Origin of the sequence: Pseudomonas sp. DR208 (assembly GCF_019823005.1) — a bacterium.
GTDB lineage: Bacteria > Pseudomonadota > Gammaproteobacteria > Pseudomonadales > Pseudomonadaceae > Aquipseudomonas > Aquipseudomonas extremorientalis.
The window spans coordinates 1,124,802-1,143,502 of the sequence record NZ_CP081944.1; the positions used below are offsets into that span (position 1 = coordinate 1,124,802).

The window sequence follows — 18,701 nt, forward strand, 5'->3', positions numbered from 1 at the left end:
GGCTGCCATGACACTTGCAGAAGGTTTTCGTCTACGACAGGCAGGCATGGTGCTGCTGGTCAGCCTGGTGTTGCTGCTGCTGTTATCGCTGATCGGCTTGTCCTCGATGCAGGCTGCGCTCACTCAGCAAAAGATTGCCGGTAGTTTCTGGCACCGTAATCAGTCGCTGCAAAGTGCCGAGAGTGGCCTGAGACGCGGGGAATCTGCCATACAGCGTTCATTTGCAGCGTTGCCGTTATGTCAATCGATCGTCGACTGTGCACCGCCGGAGGCGGCATTTTCGGTGGTCGGGCCTGGAGTGGACCCTGTTTCAGGCATCAGTTGGGTGGCACTGAAAGGCGGCTTATACGGGGTTCAATCCCTCGGGCCTGCGGTAGGGCTCGCGCATTTGCCAGCGCAAATCCCTGCAGCGGTGTATCGAGTGACGGCAGTCGGGCTGCACGGGCAATTGCGCACGGTACTGGAGAGTACCTATGCGCGGGTAGAAGAGGAGGGGGGCTCGCGGTTTCGGCGAGTGGCATGGCGACAACTTCAATAAGGAGTAGTGGAATGGGCATGGACAGCCAGGGTTTTACCCTGATCGAGTTACTGATTGCCGTGATGATCATTGCGGTTCTGGCCGGGATTGCTTACCCCGGATACACCGGCTATCTGAAAAAAGTCTATCGCGCTGAAATCGTCGCGCTGTTGACCGAGCAAGCCCAGCACCTGGAGCGTTTTTATGCGAGGAACGGCAGTTTTATTGATGCAGGCGGCGTCAGTGCAGGCAATGATCACTATAGAATCACCGCTGCATTGAACCCTCAGGACTTCCAACTGGTGGCCACGCCGGTCACCGACTCGGTGATGGCTGGCGATCCTTGCGGTGACTTCGGCCTGACCGGCACGGGCACGCGAACCAATCCGGGCGCTGCACCGGAGATGTCGCGCAAGCTGTGCTGGGGGCAATGATGAGGGTGCTCGATGATTGGGCGCCGGGTGCGCTTGTTCCTATTTATCGGCTGGATCAAATGATGGCAGAGCAACAGCAGGTAGTGATTGTCGGTGGCGGAGTCATCGGCTTGTTGACGGCGTTCAACCTCGCCACGCAGGGGCAGTCGGTGGTGCTGCTGGAGCGCGCAGGGTTGGGCCAGGAGTCTTCCTGGGCGGGCGGCGGCATCGTCTCGCCCCTGTATCCGTGGCGCTACAGCCCGGCGGTCACGGCCCTGGCCCATTGGTCCCAGGATTTTTATCCACAGCTGGCGCAGCGTCTGTTTGCTGCGACGGGCGTTGACCCGGAGGTTCACACCACTGGGCTGTACTGGCTGGACCTGGATGACGAAGCCGAAGCGCTGGCTTGGGCCGCGCGTGAAGGCCGACCCTTGAGCAAAGTGGACGTGTCGGCCGCTCATGACGCCGTTCCGGTCTTGGGTGGCGGCTACTCCCAGGCGATCTACATGACTGATGTCGCCAATGTACGCAACCCGCGCCTGGTCAAATCCCTCAAGGCTGCGTTGCTGGCGCTGCCTGGCGTGACCATTCATGAACAGTGCGAAGTGACTGGTTTTGTCCTGGATGCGGGTAATGTCGTGGGCGTGAACACAGCTGATGGGTCGATCTTCGGCGATCAGGTCGTATTGGCCGCTGGCGCCTGGAGCGGTGAGTTGCTCGGCACGTTGGGCCTGTCGCTGCCGGTCGAACCGGTCAAAGGCCAGATGATTCTGTACAAATGCGCCTCGGACTTCCTGTCGTGCATGGTCTTGGCCAAGGGCCGCTATGCGATTCCTCGGCGGGACGGGCACATTCTGATCGGCAGTACCCTGGAACATGAAGGCTTCGACAAGACCCCCACCCTGACCGCGCTGGAAAGCCTCAAAGCGTCAGCGGTGGAGTTGATCCCCGCCCTGGCGGACGCCGAGGTGGCCGGACATTGGGCCGGGCTGCGCCCCGGTTCGCCGGAAGGCATTCCCTATATAGGCCGGGTGCCGGGCTTCAATGGCCTCTGGCTCAACTGCGGGCATTACCGCAACGGCCTGGTGCTTGCGCCGGCGTCCTGCCAATTGTTTGCTGACCTGCTACTGGCACGTGCGCCGATCATCGACCCTGCGCCTTATGCGCCGGAAGGTCGGATCAACGCTGGATAGATTTCGGCCCTTGCTCCAGGTGCGCCTGGGTGCAATACCACTCCTGGCGTGAGCTCAAGGCGCGATCCTGCGGCAAATGCACGCCGCAGTGGGCGCAGCGCACCATCAGGGCCGCGTCGGGCTCGCTGGCACGCTGCGGCCTGGCGGCCGGGCTTTTGAACTTGCGCCAGAACCATACTGCGGCGGCAATGACGGCAATCCAGAACAGTAGACGAAGCATGATGGGCAGTTTCTCGACAAGGAATGCGCCAGTTTAGCCAAGGACGTGCCAGGCGCACAGCGCAATAATACCACCCACAAAAAAGGAGCCTCGCAAGGCTCCTTCTTGATGACGCCGGGTGCAGTCAGTCGAACACACCAAAGGTCATGTAGCTGAACCACGAGCGGTCCTGGTTATTGCCCAGGGCCTGCGGTTCTTCCTCTTCGATCACGTCGCCGTTCTCGTCGTGGGGCTTGAGCTCCGAAGGAATTGCGTCCTTGGCGTCCTGGTACTGCTTGATCACGTCCTGGTTTGCACGGGTTTCGCCCGGCGGCAGCGGTGGGCGGGATTCGATCAGGCCCAGGGTGTACTTGCTCAGCCACGAGCGGTTGTCCGCTTCGGCCACCTGAGGCACGAACTGGCCGTCTTTCAGGCTTGGGTGGTCCGGGTAGTTGAGCTTCAGGGTTTCCAGGCTGGTGCTGGCCAGTTCGTCCAGGTGCAGGCGCTGGTAAGCCTCGGTCATCACGGCAAGGCCGTCACCTACGGAAGGGGTTTCCTGGAAGTTTTCCACAACGTAGCGGCCACGGTTAGCGGCGGCCACGTATGCCTGACGGGTCAGGTAGTAGTGGGCCACATGGATCTCGTAGGAAGCCAGCAGGTTGCGCAGGTAGATCATGCGCTGCTTGGCGTCCGGCGCGTAGCGGCTGTTGGGGTAGCGGCTGGTCAGCTGGGCGAACTCGTTGTAGGAATCGCGGGCCGCGCCCGGGTCACGCTTGGTCATGTCCAGCGGCAGAAAGCGCGCCAGCAGGCCAACGTCCTGGTCGAACGAGGTCAGGCCCTTCATGTAGTAGGCGTAGTCGACGTTCGGGTGCTGCGGGTGCAGGCGGATAAAACGCTCGGCGGCGGACTTGGCGGCTTCCGGCTCGGCGTTCTTGTAGTTGGCGTAGATCAGCTCGAGCTGGGCCTGGTCGGCATAGCGCCCGAACGGATAGCGCGACTCCAAGGCCTTCAGCTTCGCTGTGGCGCTGGTGTAGCTATTATTGTCCAAGTCTTTCTGAGCCAGTTGGTACAACTCGACTTCGCTCAGGTTTTCGTCGACGACTTCCTTTGTTGACGAGCAAGCAGCAGTCATGGCGAGGATGGCGATCAGCAGCAGGTGTTTCACTTGCATGGCGGCTTGCGTCCCTATGACGGCCGCTGTCTTGGGCGGGGCCGTCCTGTTATGATGAGCGCCCCGTTGAAAGCCTCGGGGCAAAAGACGCCGTATTTAACCACAAGCGCGCAGCCGAAACCAAAGGCTGTGCCACGCCTAGTCTGAGCATGTCCGATAAAATTGAACTTCGCGCAGAGGTGCCGTCCGAATTGGGCGGCCAACGCCTCGATCAAGTCGCCGCACAATTATTCGCTGAGCACTCGCGCTCGCGCCTTTCCGCCTGGATCAAAGACGGCCGCCTGACTGTGGATGGAGCGGTTATCCGCCCGCGAGACATAGTCCATGGCGGTGCGATTCTTGAGCTGACTGCCGAGCAGGAAGCCCAGGGAGAATGGGTCGCCCAGGACATCGAGCTGGATATCGTCTACGAAGACGACGACATCCTGGTCATCAACAAACCCGCAGGCCTGGTGGTTCACCCGGCAGCCGGGCACGCTGATGGCACCCTGCTCAATGCCTTGTTGCACCATGTGCCGGACATCATCAATGTGCCACGCTGCGGCATCGTGCACCGCCTGGACAAGGACACCACCGGTCTGATGGTGGTGGCCAAGACCATTCAAGCGCAGACGCAGCTGGTTACACAGTTGCAGAGCCGCAGCGTCAGCCGGATCTACGAATGCATCGTGATTGGGGTGGTAGTAGCCGGCGGCAAGATCAACGCCCCGATCGGTCGTCACGGCCAGCAACGCCAGCGTATGGCGGTGATGGAAGGTGGCAAGCAGGCCGTCAGCCATTACCGAGTACTCGAACGTTTCCGCTCCCACACCCACGTGCGGGTCAAGCTGGAAACCGGCCGTACCCACCAGATTCGCGTGCACATGGCACACATCAACTTCCCGTTGGTCGGTGATCCGGCCTACGGGGGGCGCTTCCGCATTCCACCGGCGGCGAGCCAGACCATGGTTGAATCGCTGAAAAACTTCCCGCGCCAGGCGTTGCATGCACGTTTCCTGGAATTGGATCATCCGACGAGCGGTAAGCGGATGAGCTGGGAATCACCTCTGCCTGACGATTTGGTCTGGTTGTTGACGCTGCTCAAGCAGGATCGCGAGGCGTTTGTCGGATGAGTGACTGGCTGATACCTGACTGGCCCGCGCCGGCTCAGGTGAAAGCCTGCGTCACCACTCGAGCGGGCGGCGTCAGTCTGGCGCCGTTCGACAGTCTCAACTTGGGCGATCATGTTGAGGATAACCTCGAAGCGGTCCTCGAAAACCGCCGCCGTCTTACCGACGCATTTAATATTCAGCCTGCCTGGTTGCGCCAAGTCCACGGGATAAGCGTGGTCGAGGCTGACCCGTCACGCATTGCCGAAGCCGATGGCAGTTGGACCAGCACCCCTGGCATCGCCTGCACCTCAATGACCGCTGACTGTCTGCCCGCATTGTTCTGCAACCGCGCCGGCACCCGCGTGGCTGCGGCCCATGCTGGCTGGCGTGGCCTGGCGGCAGGGGTATTGGAAGCGGCTTTCGAAAGCCTCGGCGCCGAACCTGAAGACGTACTGGTGTGGCTTGGCCCGGCGATTGGCCCACAAGCCTTCGAAGTCGGCCCGGAAGTACGCGAAGCCTTCATGCAGCCGTTGCCGATCACTGCCGAAGCGTTCGTGCCCAGCCACAACCCAGGCAAGTTCATGGCCGACATCTATAAGCTCGCGCGCCTGCGCCTCGCTGCGCGCGGCGTTACTGCTGTCTATGGTGGCGGGTACTGCACCGTGACCGACCCACGCTTCTTTTCCTACCGGCGTAGCCCTCGCACCGGACGTTTTGCCTCCCTTGTCTGGCTTGAACGCTAGACTCCTTTGATCTGGGTCAAACCCGGTCCATATCCGCCGTCGCTCGCTTGAATCTTCCAGAATCCACCCCATCTATAAGGGTATCTGGCAGGTTTCTTCATTCAGGATGTTTTATAGCTCCGGCCTGCTCAAAAGGAAGGTGACTAATGCGTATTGATCGTTTAACCAGCAAATTGCAGTTGGCACTGTCTGACTCTCAATCCTTGGCGGTGGGCCTCGACCACCCGGCCATCGAGCCTGCGCACTTGATGCAGGCGCTCCTGGAACAGCAAGGTGGTTCTATCAAGCCCTTGCTGATGCAGGTGGGCTTTGACGTCAACAGCCTGCGCAAGGAGTTGAGCAAAGAGCTCGACCAACTGCCGAAAATCCAAAACCCGACTGGCGACGTGAACATGTCCCAGGACCTGGCGCGCCTGCTCAACCAGGCGGACCGTCTGGCCCAGCAGAAGGGTGACCAGTTCATCTCCAGCGAACTGGTGCTGCTCGCCGCCATGGACGAGAACAGCAAGCTCGGCAAGTTGTTGCTGGGCCAGGGTGTGAGCAAGAAAGCCCTGGAAAACGCTATCAACAACCTGCGTGGCGGTGATGCGGTCAACGACCCCAACCATGAGGAGTCGCGCCAGGCCCTGGATAAATACACCGTCGACCTGACCAAGCGCGCCGAAGAGGGCAAGCTTGATCCGGTGATCGGCCGTGACGATGAAATCCGTCGCACCATCCAGGTCCTGCAGCGTCGCACCAAGAACAACCCGGTGCTCATCGGTGAACCCGGCGTGGGTAAAACCGCGATTGCCGAAGGTTTGGCCCAGCGCATCATCAATGGTGAAGTGCCGGATGGCCTTAAAGGCAAGCGCCTGCTGTCCCTGGACATGGGGTCTTTGATCGCCGGTGCCAAGTTCCGTGGCGAGTTCGAGGAGCGCCTTAAATCCCTGCTTAATGAGTTGTCGAAGCAGGAAGGGCAGATCATTCTGTTTATCGACGAACTGCACACCATGGTCGGCGCCGGTAAAGGCGAGGGCTCCATGGATGCCGGCAACATGCTCAAGCCGGCCCTGGCGCGGGGTGAGTTGCACTGCGTCGGTGCTACCACGCTCAACGAATATCGCCAGTACATAGAAAAGGACGCGGCCCTTGAGCGTCGTTTCCAGAAAGTACTGGTGGAAGAGCCGAGCGAAGAAGACACCATCGCAATCCTGCGCGGCCTGAAAGAGCGTTATGAGGTCCACCACAAGGTGGCGATCACCGACGGTGCGATTATTGCGGCGGCCAAGTTGAGCCATCGCTATATCACCGACCGTCAGTTGCCCGACAAGGCCATTGACCTGATCGACGAAGCGGCCAGCCGCATCCGCATGGAGATCGACTCCAAGCCGGAAGTGCTCGATCGCCTGGATCGACGCCTGATTCAACTGAAAGTTGAGTCCCAGGCCCTGAAGAAAGAAGAAGACGACGCGGCGAAGAAACGCCTGGAAAAACTCCAGGAGGAAATCGTCCGCCTGGAACGCGAGTATTCGGACCTGGAAGAAATCTGGACCTCGGAAAAAGCCGAAGTGCAGGGCTCTGCGCAGATCCAGCAAAAGATCGAGCAGTCGCGCCAGGAACTGGAAGCGGCACGCCGTAAAGGTGACCTGAACCGCATGGCCGAGTTGCAGTACGGGGTGATCCCGGATCTGGAGCGCAGCCTGCAGATGGTCGACCAGCACGGCAAGCCTGAGAACCAACTGCTGCGCAGCAAGGTGACCGAGGAAGAAATTGCCGAAGTCGTCTCGAAGTGGACCGGGATTCCCGTGTCGAAAATGCTCGAAGGCGAGCGCGACAAGCTGCTGAAGATGGAAAGCCTGTTGCACCAACGCGTGATCGGCCAGGAAGAGGCCGTGGTGGCGGTGTCCAACGCGGTACGGCGTTCGCGGGCCGGGTTGTCCGACCCGAACCGTCCGAGTGGCTCGTTCATGTTCCTCGGCCCGACCGGCGTGGGTAAGACCGAGCTGTGCAAGGCCTTGGCCGAGTTCCTCTTTGATACCGAAGAGGCCATGGTGCGGATCGATATGTCCGAATTCATGGAGAAACACTCGGTGGCTCGCTTGATCGGTGCGCCACCAGGCTACGTGGGCTACGAGGAGGGCGGTTACCTGACCGAAGCCGTGCGGCGTAAGCCTTACTCGGTGATCCTGCTGGATGAGGTCGAGAAGGCGCATCCGGATGTGTTCAACATCCTGCTGCAAGTGCTGGAAGACGGCCGCCTGACCGACAGTCACGGGCGTACCGTGGATTTCCGTAATACGGTGATCGTGATGACCTCCAACCTGGGCTCGGCGCAGATCCAGGAGCTGGTGGGTGATCGTGAAGCGCAACGTGCGGCGGTGATGGATGCGCTGACTTCGCACTTCCGCCCGGAATTCATCAACCGGGTCGACGAAGTGGTGATCTTCGAGCCTCTGGCGCGGGATCAGATCGCGGGCATTACCGAGATCCAGCTGGGTCGTCTGCGCGGCCGTCTGGCAGAGCGCGAGCTGTCCCTGGACCTGAGCCAGGAGGCGTTGGACAAGCTGATCGCGGTGGGTTACGACCCGGTGTATGGCGCACGGCCTTTGAAGCGTGCGATCCAGCGCTGGATCGAGAACCCGCTGGCCCAGTTGATCCTATCGGGCAGCTTCATGCCGGGCACCAGCGTCGAGGCGACCGTGGAAAACGACGAGATCGTCTTCCACTAAGCCCAAAGGGCAAAGCAAAAATGGAAGGCCCCGCATTGCGGGGCCTTTTTTTTCGATAGGGCGTTGAACTGTAAGGCAAAGGCTTGTAAAGTGCGCCCCGCAGCAACGTCAGCCCACGGGTTTCTTCTCCCCAAGAAGAAATCAGAAACAAGCGCAAATCATTGTCTTAAAAGCAATTTAAGGGGTTGACAGGGGTTTTTAAGATTGTAGAATAGCGCGCCTCAGAGACATGAACGTAGCGATACGGGCAAGTCGAAGAGAAGGTAGTAAGCAGCAACGTAGTACTTTGAAATATGTAGTTCCGTGATAGCTCAGTCGGTAGAGCAAATGACTGTTAATCATTGGGTCCCAGGTTCGAGTCCTGGTCACGGAGCCAATTTCAATATCGGGGTATAGCGCAGTCCGGTAGCGCGCCTGCTTTGGGAGCAGGATGTCGGGAGTTCGAATCCCCCTACCCCGACCATATTTGGGTCGTTAGCTCAGTTGGTAGAGCAGTTGGCTTTTAACCAATTGGTCGTAGGTTCGAATCCCACACGACCCACCATTTTTGAGACCAGTTAGCGCTGGAATCGAATCTTAAGATCAGAGGCCAAAAGCACTGATCGAAGAAGGCGACTGAGAGGTCGCCTTTTTTTTACCGGGGTATAGCGCAGTCCGGTAGCGCGCCTGCTTTGGGAGCAGGATGTCAGGAGTTCGAATCCCCTTACCCCGACCATATTAAAAATCCTCGTATCGAAAGATACGGGGATTTTTTTTGTGCGTGCAAAACTCAAGTCCGGTGAAAATCAAATGTGAGAGGGGGCTTGCCCCCGATGGCAGTGTGTCAGTCGACAAATCAATGACTGCTTCACCGCAATCGGGGGCAAGCCCCCTCTCACATTTATTGAGTGCCCTCAGGGGCCGAGTTGTCAGTGAAGTTTGAGTCGCGGCTCGGTGCCACGCCCAATCTTGCTCCCCAGCATCAGCATTGCCGTACGGAAGAACCCATACAGCGCCATCTGGTGCATGCGATACAGCGACACATAGAACATCCGCGCCAGCCAGCCTTCCAGCATCACGCTGCCGGTGAGGTTGCCCATCAAGTTACCGACCGCCGAGAACCGCGACAGCGAGATCAACGAGCCGTAGTCGGTATATTTGTAGGAAGGCAGGTCCTTGCCCTCGATACGCAGCTTCAGCGACCTGGCCAGCAACGAGGCCTGCTGATGAGCCGCCTGGGCCCGTGGCGGCACGTTGCGGTCGGTGCCCGGTTGCGGGCAGGCGGCGCAGTCGCCGAAGGCGAAGATGTTCTCGTCGCGGGTGGTTTGCAGCGTTGGCAAAACCTGCAATTGATTGATGCGGTTGGTTTCCAGGCCATCGATGTCCTTGAGGAAACCCGGCGCGCGAATGCCGGCAGCCCATACCTTGAGGCTGGCCGGGATCACTTGGCCACTGCTGGTGATCAGCGCATCGGCCGTCACTTCGCTGACCGCCGAGTTGGTCAGTACCGTCACCCCAAGCTTTTCCAGGGTTTTATGCACAGGCCCGCCAATACGCTCCGGCAGGGCCGGCAGTACTCGTGGGCCGGCTTCGATCAGGGTGATGTGCATGTTTTCCGGCTTGATACGGTCCAGGCCATAGGCCGCCAGCTCATGGGCGGCGTTATGCAGTTCGGCGGCCAGCTCGACCCCGGTGGCACCGGCGCCGACGATGGCGACGCTGATTTTTTCCACCACGTCAGTCTGCCCGGCATGGGCGCGCAGGTAGTGGTTGAGCAGCTGCTGGTGGAAACGTTCGGCCTGCTTGCGGGTGTCGAGGAACAGGCAGTGCTGCGCCGCACCTTCGGTGCCGAAGTCGTTGGTGGTGCTGCCGACCGCAATCACCAGGCTGTCATAGCCCAGCACGCGCGCGGGCACCAGTTCACGGCCTTCTTCGTCGAGGGTGGCGGCCAGCTGGATCTTCTTCTGTTCACGATCAAGCCCGCTCATGCGCCCCAGTTGGAACTCGAAGTGGTTCCATTTGGCCTGGGCGACATAATTGAGTTCGTCTTCCGAAGAGTTCAGCGAGCCGGCCGCCACTTCGTGCAGCAGTGGCTTCCAGATATGGGTCAGGTTGGCGTCCACCAGCGTGATGCTGGCGGTGCCGCGCTTGCCCAGGGTCTTACCCAGGCGGGTAGCCAACTCCAGGCCGCCGGCGCCGCCGCCGACGATAATAATACGATGGGTCATGGGGATATCTCGCAAGGCTAAAAGAAATCGGAGCAGTTACCCCCGCGAGCGCCAGGCAGCTCATAGCGTCAGGTAACTCAAAAGGCGACTCAGCAAGCCGAGGCCGATTACCACGGCAAGCACCACGCCGAGGAGCAGCCACGGCCGGAAAGGCTTGCGCTCGACTCGGTTCTGGGAGAGTTGCAGGTACTCTTCGACATGCTGTTGGTCATCGGGGTTCAGGCGGCTGGTCATAAAGGCCTCGTCAGGTAGACGTTGCAAAAGGGCGCCACGTTACAGTCCGGGTGGGCTCAGAGGCTGATACCTACGTCGAACACTATGCTGCGGCCCAGGTTGTTGCGCAAGAAATCCGGTGCGTCGGGGTGAGCGAACAGCACCCGTGCAAAGGTCGGCCCCACCAGCGACAGCGAGCGCCAGCCCTGGCGCAGGTATTCCGTGGGCGGCGGAAAATGGCTGTTTAGGTCGAGCACTTCGCGCTTGAGGCTGGTGAAGGCGACGATATCCAGCTCGCCCAGGTCCATTCCGCGCTCTTTATAGTTATGCGCCTTCTTGCGCAGCGTGGGCGCCAGGCGCAGCAGAAACTCGTGGGCCGGGATGCGCCTCGGCTTGGCTTCGCGCCGTACCAGTTGGCTCAGGGAAAACGCACTGCGCCGACGCAGCAGTTCATCGCGCCATTCGTCATTCAGGCGGCGACCCTCGTCCAGCACGAAAAACACCTCGAAGCTGGCGTCGCGAAACAGCACGTCCGGCGGCTCTTGCCCGGCGGCGTGGAATTCTTCGGCACGGTAGGGCACGTTCAAGCCTTGCAGCAGGCGCTGGCAGACCCAACGCTCACGCTCCCATTTGCGGGCATTGGACAAGAACGCGTTGGCTTGTTCGGCCGCTACGGTGAGCAGGCGCAAGTAATCTGAGTCATCCATAGCTAGCAGCTTAGCGCCCAAACGATGACCGCAGGAAGTACCCCTGTGAAACGTCGGTGTAGACTGATCATCCGACTCTATTCGACCCGGGGAGTATCGCCGTGATCAGTGCCGCCATGTTGGCGCCGACAACCATGAGCATCGGCTGGCTCCTGTACGCGCCGGTGGTACTGTGGGCGATCCTGCGTTCGCCGTGGGTCGAGTTGTTCGCCGACCGGCGCCGCCAGCATTTGCTGTTCGGCACGGTGTTCGCGTTGTTCATGCTGTGGCTGGTGCGGCGGGATTTTAATACCGGCGTGTCTTACCACTTCATCGGTATGACGGCCGTGACCTTGTTGCTGGACTGGCCCCTGGCAATCGTCGGCGGTTTTGCCGCCCAGTTGGGCTTGATGCTGTTGGGGCGCCAGGATCTCGCTGCCCTGGGCGTCAATGGCCTGTTGCTTATCGGGCTACCGGTGCTGGTCACTGAAACCTGCGCGCTGCTGGTCGAGCGTGCCCAACCACGCAATCCCTTCGTGTATATCTTCTGTTCCGGTTTTTTCGCGGCAGCCCTGTCGGCGCTCTTGTGCCTGCTGTGTGGGCTGGGGCTGTTGTGGTTCGACGGGCGTTTCGCCATGCCGGAATGGCTGGAGGATTTCGTCGGCTACCTGTGGTTGATCATCTTCCCCGAGGCCTTTATCAACGGCATGGTCATCAGTGCCCTGGTGGTGTTTTGCCCCGAATGGCTGGAGACCTTCAACCGCACGCGCTACCTCTCGGCGCCCTGGAAGGACGACGATTCGCAGCGTTGACCTGGATCAAATCCCGCGCCGCCGAGCAGGCCCATGCTCTGCGAAATTTTTCCAGGAGCGCGGATCATGAGTGTGTACGAATGGGCTCGGCAGGAGTTGCGCAGAAGCCAGGATGCGGCACAGGAAATCGGTTTTGACCCAGGCCTGACCTTGCGCGCCATGCTCAGTGCAGTGGTGCAGCAGAGCAAGGGTGTGCGCAGTTTCGAAGACCTGGCCGACGAGCTGCAATACCTTGCAGAGAACCTCGACGACCAGCAGGAATACGCCTTCATGCGCCCTTAGTGGCGCGGCGGCAGGTCTTCGGAAAACAGCTCGTCTTCGGCATCCGGGGCTACGGGAATCTTGTGTTCTTCAGCGGCCCAGGCGCCCAGGTCGATGAGTTTGCAGCGGTCCGAGCAGAACGGCCGGTTGAGGTTGGTCGCTTTCCATTCCACGGGTGCGCCGCAGGTCGGGCAGTCGACGGTCAAGGGTTGGCTCATGATCGGCCTCCACGCAAAGTAAGGTAAAAGTGGTGCAGTCGCTCGACCTCGCTGTACAGCCAGGCAAGGTCCTGGTCATTGACCAGTACATCATCGGCATGTTTCAGGCGGTCTTCGCGACTGGATTGGGCCTTGAGGATCGCCTGCACCTGTTGCTCGTTGATGCCGTCGCGCTGCAGGGTACGCTGAATCTGCAGCGATTGCGGCACGTCGATCACCAGGATGCGCTGGGTCATGCTGTACTGGCCGGATTCGATCAGCAGCGGCGACACCAGTATTGCGTAAGGCGATTTTGCGCGTGCCAGGTGGCTGCGGATTTCCTCGCCAATCAACGGGTGCAGCAAGGCTTCGAGCCAGCGCCGCTCTTCGGGTACTTCAAAGATCAGCTTGCGTAATGCGGCGCGGTCCAGCTGGCCGTCCGGCTGCAGTACGCCAGCACCAAAGTGCTCGGCGATGCGCTCCAATGCCGGCCGACCAGGCTCTACTACCCAGCGGGCGGCGTGATCGGCGTCCACCAAGTCGATACCCAGGTCGATAAAGTGTTGGGCCGCCGCGCTTTTGCCGCTGCCGATGCCGCCGGTAAGGCCAAGAATCCAGGGTGTTGCAACACGAGTGGTCATCTGAAACCGACAGACTGCAAATAGAAGTCGCTTATTTGACCACCCCAGAGCAATGCAATCCAGCCGGCAATCGCCAGATACGGTCCAAATGGCATCGGTGCCGACGCCAGGGTGTTGCGCAGGCGCATCAGGATCAAGCCGACAAATACCCCGACCAGTGACGCCATCAACAGCGTCATCGGCAGGATCTGCCAGCCACCCCAGGCGCCGAGCAGCGCCAGCAACTTGAAGTCGCCGTGGCCCATGCCGTCCTTGCCGGTGGCCAGCTTGAACAACCAGAACACGCTCCACAGGCTCATGTAGCCAATCACGGCGCCCCACAGGGCGTCGGCCAATGTTGTCAGCAGGCCGAGACTGTTGACGATCAGTCCCAGCCACAGCAGCGGCATTACCAGCACATCCGGCAGCAGTTGATGGTCGGCGTCGATCAGGCTCATCGCCAACAACCCCCAACTCAGCACCATCACCATTCCTGCCTGCCAGCCAACTCCGAAATGCCAGGCCACCCAGGCCGAGATCAAGCTGCACACCAGTTCCGTGAGGGGGTAGCGGATGCTGATCGCCCCTTGGCAATGCGCGCAGCGGCCGCGCAGGAACAGGTAGCTGAGCAGCGGGATATTTTCCCATGGGCGTATGGGATGGTTGCAGTGTGGGCAGCAGGAGTTGGGCTGCATCAGGTTGTAGGTCGGCCCGGCTGGTTCTGCTGGCAAGCCCAGCACTTCATTGGCCTGGGCGCGCCATTCCCGCTCGAGCATTTTCGGCAGGCGCCACACCAGCACGTTGAGAAAACTGCCGACGATCAGCCCCAGCACCGACGCTATCGCAACAAACGCCCAGGGATGCTCGCCCAGCAGCAGGCTCAAAATGCGCTCCCCAGTTGGAATACCGGCAGGTACATGGCAATCACCAGCGCGCCGACGATGCCCCCCAGTATCACCATGATCAGAGGCTCCATCAGGCTAGTGAGGTGATCGACCAGGGTGTCCACATCGGCCTCGTACTGGTTGGCGACCTTCTCCAGCATGCGGTCAAGCGTGCCCGACTCTTCGCCGATGGCCGTCATCTGGATGGCCATGCCGGGAAACAGGCCGCTGACGGCCATGGATTGATTCAGTTGCATGCCAGTGGATACGTCGTGTCGCATATGCTCGATTGCCTGTCTGAACGGCTCAGAACCGGCGGCCCCGGCCACCGAGTCCAGGGCCTGCACCAACGGAACACCGGCGGCGAAGGTAGTGGACAGCGTGCGGGCGTAGCGGGCCACGGCCGATTTTCTCAGCAGTTTGCCTGCCACGGGCACTTTCAACAAACCGGCATCCAGCCACAGCTGGAAAGCCGGTAAGGCATGGTAGGCGTGGCGCAACCCAAAACCCGCGGCAAGCAGGCCCAGTGCCACGCCCCACCAGGCTCGCTGCATGAACTCGGACAAAGCGATCACCTGCAAGGTGAAGCCGGGCAGTTTGCCGTCGACTCCGGCGAACAGGCTTTGGAACTGCGGCACTACGTGGACCAGCAGCACGCCGGTGACCAGGCTGGCGACTATCAGCACGGTGATCGGATAGGTCATGGCTTTTTTGATCCTGGCCTTTAACTGCTCGCTCTTTTCCCTATGAATCGCTACGCGCTCCAGCAAGGTTTCAAGGGCACCGGCCTGTTCGCCGGCCGCCACCAGGTTGCAATACAGCTCATCGAAACAGCGCGGATGCTTGCGCAACGCGTCGGCAAGGCTGGTGCCAGCGGCGATTGACTGTTGCAACCCCTGTAGCAGCTCGCGCAGCGTAGCGTTGTCAAAGCCTTCGCTGATGATGTCGAGGGCTTGCAGCAGAGGAATCCCGGCCTTCAGCAAGGTTGCCAGTTGGCGCGTGAGCTGGGTGATATCCGCTGATTTGATAGATGGCTTGAGGCCCGCTAGAACTGGAGAATGCTTGCGTACAAGCCCTGGGCTGATGCCTTGTCGGCGCAGCTGAGCCTTGACCAGGGCAGGGTTGTGCCCGGTGCTGTGCCCGGACACCCTGCGCCCTTTGCGGTTGATGCCTTCCCAAGCGTAGATCGTTGAAGCGTTGTCCATGTCACCGTTCCGCATAGAGGTCGTTGAAGATGTATAGCTTAGTCAGGTGACGGATTCGGACAGGCGGACGGTGGCGGATAAAATGTCAGAATGTGCGTCCTGTGCGCGATTGACGGCCTGCGGATGAGTACACTGGCGCCGCTGCACAACACGGGGCGCAGGAAGCGCCTTGTCATGAGTTCTATCCTGGAGAGTGAATGTGAGACGTCAAAAAGGTTTTACCCTGATCGAGCTGCTGATTGTCGTTGCAATCATCGGCATTTTGGCCACCATTGGCCTGCCCATGTACACCACGCACCAGGCCAAGGCCAAGTTCACTGCAGGCCTGGCTGAAATCACCGCGTTGAAGCCCGGGTATGAAGACACCCTCAACCAGGGCACAGTGCCGACCTTGGCATTGATCGGCGGCACTAGCCCCACCGCCAATTGCACGATCAACGTCACAGGGGATGTGGCTACCGGCGCGGGCACCATCAGTTGCGAAATACTCGACGCCCCTGCGCCGGTGTTGGGCAAGACCATCAGCCTGACGCGCAACGCCACCACCGGTTGGAAATGCAGTACCACCGCTGAAGCGAAATATGTTGCCAAGGGCTGCGGCGCCGACGGGGCATAGTTGCTGAACCATCCACAGGGAAGTTGAGGCGGCCGATGGCTTTATCTATACAGCAGCGTGGCAGTGTTTTCCTGGTGACAGTGGTTTGCCTGCTGGTGGTCGGAATATGTGCACCCTTCAGTGGGCATGATTTGCAGCGGGCTATGCAGATTGCCATAGGGGCGTGTGCGGTGCTGTATGGGTTGTCCATCGTCCCTGTCGGCCAGTTGTTGGACAGGCCAACCGCTCTGGGCCTGATACTGATTATCGTGCTTGGCCTGGTGTCATCCATGCTGGCCCATCAGCCGCTCTGGGCACTTGCCGAAATGGCGCTGTTTGTCAGTTGCGGGTCGATTGCCGTGGCGTTTGCCTTGCTGCGTCGCCAGGGCGGTGAGCCTTTGGATCGCGCCTTGGTCATGGTGGTGGTGCTGCTGTGTTTGATCAAGTCGATTCAATACCTGTATGCAGGCACACTTGTGTTTATCAGCGCTGAACGTGCGCTGGACCCTGACCTGCTGCTGTCCGGCTTTTCCAACAAGCGCTTCTACGGCCAGTTTCAGACGTTCACGCTGCCGCTGTTGGCGCTTCCTTTGTTGATCCCTGTGATCTCGCGTCCGCTCAAGGGGGCGGTGTTCGCGTTGCTGTGCGTGTGGTGGATGATTGCGATCGCCGGTGGTACGCGCGGTACCTGGCTTGGCATGTGTGTGGCCGCAGGTGTGCTGGCGGTACTTGGCGCCTCGGGGCGACGATGGCTGGGTTGGCAACTGGCCGCGATGTTTGGCGGGCTGCTGCTGTACTGGCTGGTGTTTGCGGTAGTGGCGGATTACCTGGGGGTCGAGGTCTCCAAGAGCGCCAGTGACCGCCTCACCACCTCCCTGTCGGGCCGCGGTCCGATCTGGTGGCAGGCTTGGCATATGATCGTGGAATGTCCATGGTTGGGCTTCGGACCGATGCATTTTGCCGATATCGCCAATGAAATCGCCGCTCATCCACACCAGGCCATCCTGCAATGGGCGAGTGAATGGGGTGTGCCATCGGCCTTGTGCGTGGTGGCTCTGGCGTGGCGAGGCGGCTGGGCGACGTTCAGCGTGTTGCGTGAACGAGCGCTTTCCAACACTCGTGCTGATCTGTTGCGGCTATGCCTGTTTGCGGCCTTGGTAGGGGCGTTGGTGCAGTCCATGGTCGACGGCGTGATGGTGATGCCCAATTCCCAGGTCTGGCTGGCGCTGGTGGTGGGCTGGCTGATGGCGTTGCATGTGTGGAAAACCCCGGGAACCGCCGCGTTGCCACTGGCCTGGGCAGCCTGGAAAGTGCTGAGTGTGCTGGCCGTCGGTCTGCTGGTTTTTATCGCAGCTCGCGATGTGCCTCACATCAAGCAAGCCCAGCAGCAGTACCTGGGCACTCATGTCTACCTGCTGCAACCCCGTTTCTGGGCCCAGGGCGTGATTGCGCGCTGAAGGCCGCAAGTTGCCGGACTCCCAATGCAGTGCTAGCTTTAGCCCACCGCCCGTGTAGCTCAGTCGGTAGAGCAGCGCACTCGTAACGCGAAGGTCGCAGGTTCGATTCCTGTCTCGGGCAAAAAGGCACCATGGCAACACCGTTTTCAGATGATCCCAGAATGGTTCTGAAGGCCAGACGAGCCGGCATTTGAGCCTGCTCTTTTGTATCTGCGCAACCTTGATGACCCAGATGCATCCCCATTCCTCGATCTAAGAGAACAACATGACCACGACTGAAATGACCCAGGAAGTTCGGCATCAAGCAGCCCTCGAAAAATACCTCGAGGAATCGCCGCAGCTTAAAGAAGAGATCAAGGACCTGAGCGCCGATGATCAGCGCGACCAGATCCAGTGGGCATTCGAGGATGAAGCCGAGAGCCAGGGCTATCAGCCTTGGGAGCTGACCCTCAAGTACACCTCGACACCGGAAGAATTCGAAGCGGCACGACTGGCCTTGCACAAAGAGGCGGCCGAAGTGCTGGGTGTCGAATGGGAAGAATACTGCGAGATGAATGACCTTGTAGTCTGAAGTGTGTAGTGAGCGGGCTGCCCCCGCTCACTACCGCTTGCAACGGTCTAGATACTCAGGCGCATCGACAAATCCACCGCCTTCACATCCTTGGTCATCGCGCCAATCGAGATGTAGTCCACCCCTGTCTCCGCGATGGGCAACAGGGTGTCTTCATTGATCCCGCCGCTGGCTTCCAGCTTGGCCTGGCCGCCGTTCAGGCGCACGGCTTCACGCATGTCTTCCAGGCTCAATTCATCCAGCATGATGATGTCCGCACCTGCGGCCAGGGCTTCGCGCAGTTCATCCAGGCTTTCGACTTCGATTTCCACCGGCTTGCCGGGTGCGATCCGGTGTGCGGCCGCAATCGCCTGGGCAATGCCGCCGCTGGCCGCGATATGGTTTTCCTTGATCAAAAAAGCGTCATACAAACCAATGCGGTGGTTGTGGCAGCCGCCGCAGGTCACTGCGTATTTCTGCGCCAGTCGCAGGCCCGGCAGGGTTTTGCGGGTATCCAGCAGCTTGACCTGGGTGCTGGAAACAAAATCCGCCAGAAATTGGGCACGCGTGGCGACGCCGGACAGCAGTTGCAGGAAATTCAGTGCGCAGCGTTCGCCGCTGAGCAGTGAGCGCGCCGGGCCTTCAAGGTGGAACAGCACCTGGTTGGGGCTGACGCGTTCGCCATCGGCCACCTGCCAATGCACGGCTACCCGTGGGTCCAGCTGGCGGAACACCGCATCTACCCAGGCGGTGCCGGCGATCACTGCTGCATCGCGGGTGATGATGGTGGCCGTGGCCAGCCGTTCGGCCGGGATCAACTGCGCAGTGATGTCGCCGCTGCCGATGTCTTCCAGCAGTGCGCGGCGCACGTTGGCTTCGATTTCGGCGGTGAGGTCGGCAAGACGGAGATTCGGCATAACAGGCTCCACAGACAAAGTGCCCCGATTATAGGGGCAGTGCGCGTCTGAACCCAGCG

General features: G+C 60.2%; 21 protein-coding genes and 5 tRNA genes. 16 read left to right on the plus strand and 10 right to left on the minus strand.

Features of this window, described 5'->3' with window-relative positions:
• Positions 1-7: 7 nt before the first annotated feature.
• The 3 genes from K5K89_RS04865 (at position 8) to thiO (ending at position 2,123) form a co-directional block, all read left to right on the plus strand.
• Positions 8-538, plus strand: a complete 531-nt coding sequence (locus tag K5K89_RS04865; RefSeq protein ID WP_071491073.1) for a PilX N-terminal domain-containing pilus assembly protein — start codon at positions 8-10, stop codon at positions 536-538.
• An 11-nt stretch (positions 539-549) separates the two neighbouring features.
• Complete coding sequence (locus K5K89_RS04870) at positions 550-951, plus strand: type IV pilin protein (protein ID WP_071491074.1); 402 nt, start codon at positions 550-552, stop codon at positions 949-951.
• A 62-nt stretch (positions 952-1,013) separates the two neighbouring features.
• Positions 1,014-2,123, plus strand: a complete 1,110-nt coding sequence (thiO, locus tag K5K89_RS04875) for a glycine oxidase ThiO (RefSeq protein WP_222540962.1) — start codon at positions 1,014-1,016, stop codon at positions 2,121-2,123.
• On the opposite strand, the gene K5K89_RS04880 is transcribed toward thiO, so the two are convergent.
• The gene (locus tag K5K89_RS04880) at positions 2,110-2,343 is read right to left on the minus strand and encodes a PP0621 family protein (protein WP_058423070.1); all 234 of its coding nucleotides are present in this window, start codon (positions 2,341-2,343) and stop codon (positions 2,110-2,112) included. The two genes, thiO and K5K89_RS04880, sit on opposite strands and share 14 nt — an antisense overlap.
• Before the next feature lie 124 nt (positions 2,344-2,467).
• Positions 2,468-3,493: an outer membrane protein assembly factor BamD gene (locus K5K89_RS04885; protein WP_058423069.1), complete on the minus strand. Its 1,026-nt coding sequence runs from the start codon at positions 3,491-3,493 to the stop codon at positions 2,468-2,470.
• A gap of 149 nt (positions 3,494-3,642) precedes the next feature.
• Here K5K89_RS04885 and rluD point away from each other — a divergent pair, with 149 nt between their 5' ends.
• The 7 genes from rluD to K5K89_RS04920 all read left to right on the plus strand — a co-directional run bounded on the left by rluD (position 3,643) and on the right by K5K89_RS04920 (position 8,753).
• Positions 3,643-4,605, plus strand: a complete 963-nt coding sequence (gene rluD, locus K5K89_RS04890) for a 23S rRNA pseudouridine(1911/1915/1917) synthase RluD (protein ID WP_058423068.1) — start codon at positions 3,643-3,645, stop codon at positions 4,603-4,605.
• On the plus strand, positions 4,602-5,327 hold the full coding sequence (gene pgeF, locus K5K89_RS04895; protein ID WP_222540963.1) for a peptidoglycan editing factor PgeF: 726 nt from the start codon (positions 4,602-4,604) through the stop codon (positions 5,325-5,327). Before rluD ends, pgeF begins: the two co-directional genes overlap by 4 nt.
• Positions 5,328-5,473: 146 nt before the next feature.
• A complete protein-coding gene (gene clpB, locus K5K89_RS04900) occupies positions 5,474-8,038 on the plus strand; it encodes an ATP-dependent chaperone ClpB (protein WP_058423066.1) in 2,565 nt (854 codons plus the stop codon).
• 300 nt (positions 8,039-8,338) lie between these two features.
• A tRNA-Asn gene (locus K5K89_RS04905) sits at positions 8,339-8,414 on the plus strand.
• Between the two features lie 10 nt (positions 8,415-8,424).
• Positions 8,425-8,501: transfer RNA gene (locus K5K89_RS04910), tRNA-Pro, on the plus strand.
• 5 nt (positions 8,502-8,506) lie between these two features.
• A tRNA-Lys gene (locus tag K5K89_RS04915) sits at positions 8,507-8,582 on the plus strand.
• 94 nt (positions 8,583-8,676) lie between these two features.
• Positions 8,677-8,753, plus strand: a tRNA-Pro gene (locus K5K89_RS04920).
• Between the two features lie 193 nt (positions 8,754-8,946).
• Here the strand turns inward: K5K89_RS04920 and K5K89_RS04925 are convergent.
• Genes K5K89_RS04925 through K5K89_RS04935 form a run of 3 tightly spaced genes read right to left on the minus strand, consistent with a single transcriptional unit; the run spans position 8,947 to position 11,165 of the window.
• Positions 8,947-10,245: an NAD(P)/FAD-dependent oxidoreductase gene (locus K5K89_RS04925; RefSeq protein WP_071491077.1), complete on the minus strand. Its 1,299-nt coding sequence runs from the start codon at positions 10,243-10,245 to the stop codon at positions 8,947-8,949.
• Between the two features lie 60 nt (positions 10,246-10,305).
• Positions 10,306-10,479, minus strand: a complete 174-nt coding sequence (locus tag K5K89_RS04930; RefSeq protein WP_046034083.1) for a DUF3094 family protein — start codon at positions 10,477-10,479, stop codon at positions 10,306-10,308.
• A 56-nt stretch (positions 10,480-10,535) separates the two neighbouring features.
• The gene (locus tag K5K89_RS04935; RefSeq protein WP_010213242.1) at positions 10,536-11,165 is read right to left on the minus strand and encodes a DUF1780 domain-containing protein; all 630 of its coding nucleotides are present in this window, start codon (positions 11,163-11,165) and stop codon (positions 10,536-10,538) included.
• A gap of 101 nt (positions 11,166-11,266) precedes the next feature.
• Between K5K89_RS04935 and K5K89_RS04940 the strand changes: the two genes are divergently transcribed.
• Both K5K89_RS04940 and K5K89_RS04945 read left to right on the plus strand, forming a co-directional pair.
• Positions 11,267-11,956 (plus strand): energy-coupling factor ABC transporter permease, encoded by a 690-nt coding sequence (locus tag K5K89_RS04940; RefSeq protein WP_222540964.1) that lies wholly within the window; start codon positions 11,267-11,269, stop codon positions 11,954-11,956.
• Between the two features lie 66 nt (positions 11,957-12,022).
• A complete protein-coding gene (locus K5K89_RS04945; protein WP_003171680.1) occupies positions 12,023-12,238 on the plus strand; it encodes a hypothetical protein in 216 nt (71 codons plus the stop codon).
• Here K5K89_RS04945 and yacG read toward each other — a convergent pair.
• From yacG to K5K89_RS04965, 4 genes are read right to left on the minus strand one after another with little or no spacing between them, the layout of a single operon-like run.
• Positions 12,235-12,435 (minus strand): DNA gyrase inhibitor YacG, encoded by a 201-nt coding sequence (yacG, locus tag K5K89_RS04950; RefSeq protein WP_003188437.1) that lies wholly within the window; start codon positions 12,433-12,435, stop codon positions 12,235-12,237. The two genes, K5K89_RS04945 and yacG, sit on opposite strands and share 4 nt — an antisense overlap.
• Positions 12,432-13,055 (minus strand): dephospho-CoA kinase, encoded by a 624-nt coding sequence (gene coaE / locus K5K89_RS04955; protein WP_222540965.1) that lies wholly within the window; start codon positions 13,053-13,055, stop codon positions 12,432-12,434. The genes yacG and coaE overlap by 4 nt, the downstream gene beginning before the upstream one ends.
• On the minus strand, positions 13,052-13,918 hold the full coding sequence (locus tag K5K89_RS04960) for a prepilin peptidase (RefSeq protein WP_222540966.1): 867 nt from the start codon (positions 13,916-13,918) through the stop codon (positions 13,052-13,054). Before K5K89_RS04960 ends, coaE begins: the two co-directional genes overlap by 4 nt.
• Positions 13,915-15,123, minus strand: coding sequence for a type II secretion system F family protein (locus K5K89_RS04965; RefSeq protein ID WP_222540967.1), 1,209 nt, complete (start codon positions 15,121-15,123; stop codon positions 13,915-13,917). The genes K5K89_RS04960 and K5K89_RS04965 overlap by 4 nt, the downstream gene beginning before the upstream one ends.
• A 193-nt stretch (positions 15,124-15,316) precedes the next feature.
• Here K5K89_RS04965 and K5K89_RS04970 point away from each other — a divergent pair, with 193 nt between their 5' ends.
• The 4 genes from K5K89_RS04970 to K5K89_RS04985 all read left to right on the plus strand — a co-directional run bounded on the left by K5K89_RS04970 (position 15,317) and on the right by K5K89_RS04985 (position 17,746).
• Positions 15,317-15,739, plus strand: coding sequence for a pilin (locus tag K5K89_RS04970; RefSeq protein ID WP_092240655.1), 423 nt, complete (start codon positions 15,317-15,319; stop codon positions 15,737-15,739).
• Positions 15,740-15,774: 35 nt separating this feature from the next.
• Positions 15,775-17,175, plus strand: a complete 1,401-nt coding sequence (locus tag K5K89_RS04975; RefSeq protein WP_222540968.1) for an O-antigen ligase family protein — start codon at positions 15,775-15,777, stop codon at positions 17,173-17,175.
• 48 nt (positions 17,176-17,223) lie between these two features.
• A tRNA-Thr gene (locus K5K89_RS04980) sits at positions 17,224-17,296 on the plus strand.
• A gap of 144 nt (positions 17,297-17,440) precedes the next feature.
• Positions 17,441-17,746 carry a DUF6388 family protein gene (locus K5K89_RS04985; RefSeq protein ID WP_033903347.1) on the plus strand — a complete coding sequence of 102 codons (306 nt, stop codon included), beginning with the start codon at positions 17,441-17,443 and terminating at the stop codon, positions 17,744-17,746.
• A 47-nt stretch (positions 17,747-17,793) separates the two neighbouring features.
• On the opposite strand, the gene nadC is transcribed toward K5K89_RS04985, so the two are convergent.
• On the minus strand, positions 17,794-18,642 hold the full coding sequence (gene nadC / locus K5K89_RS04990; protein WP_071491085.1) for a carboxylating nicotinate-nucleotide diphosphorylase: 849 nt from the start codon (positions 18,640-18,642) through the stop codon (positions 17,794-17,796).
• Positions 18,643-18,701 lie beyond the last annotated feature (59 nt).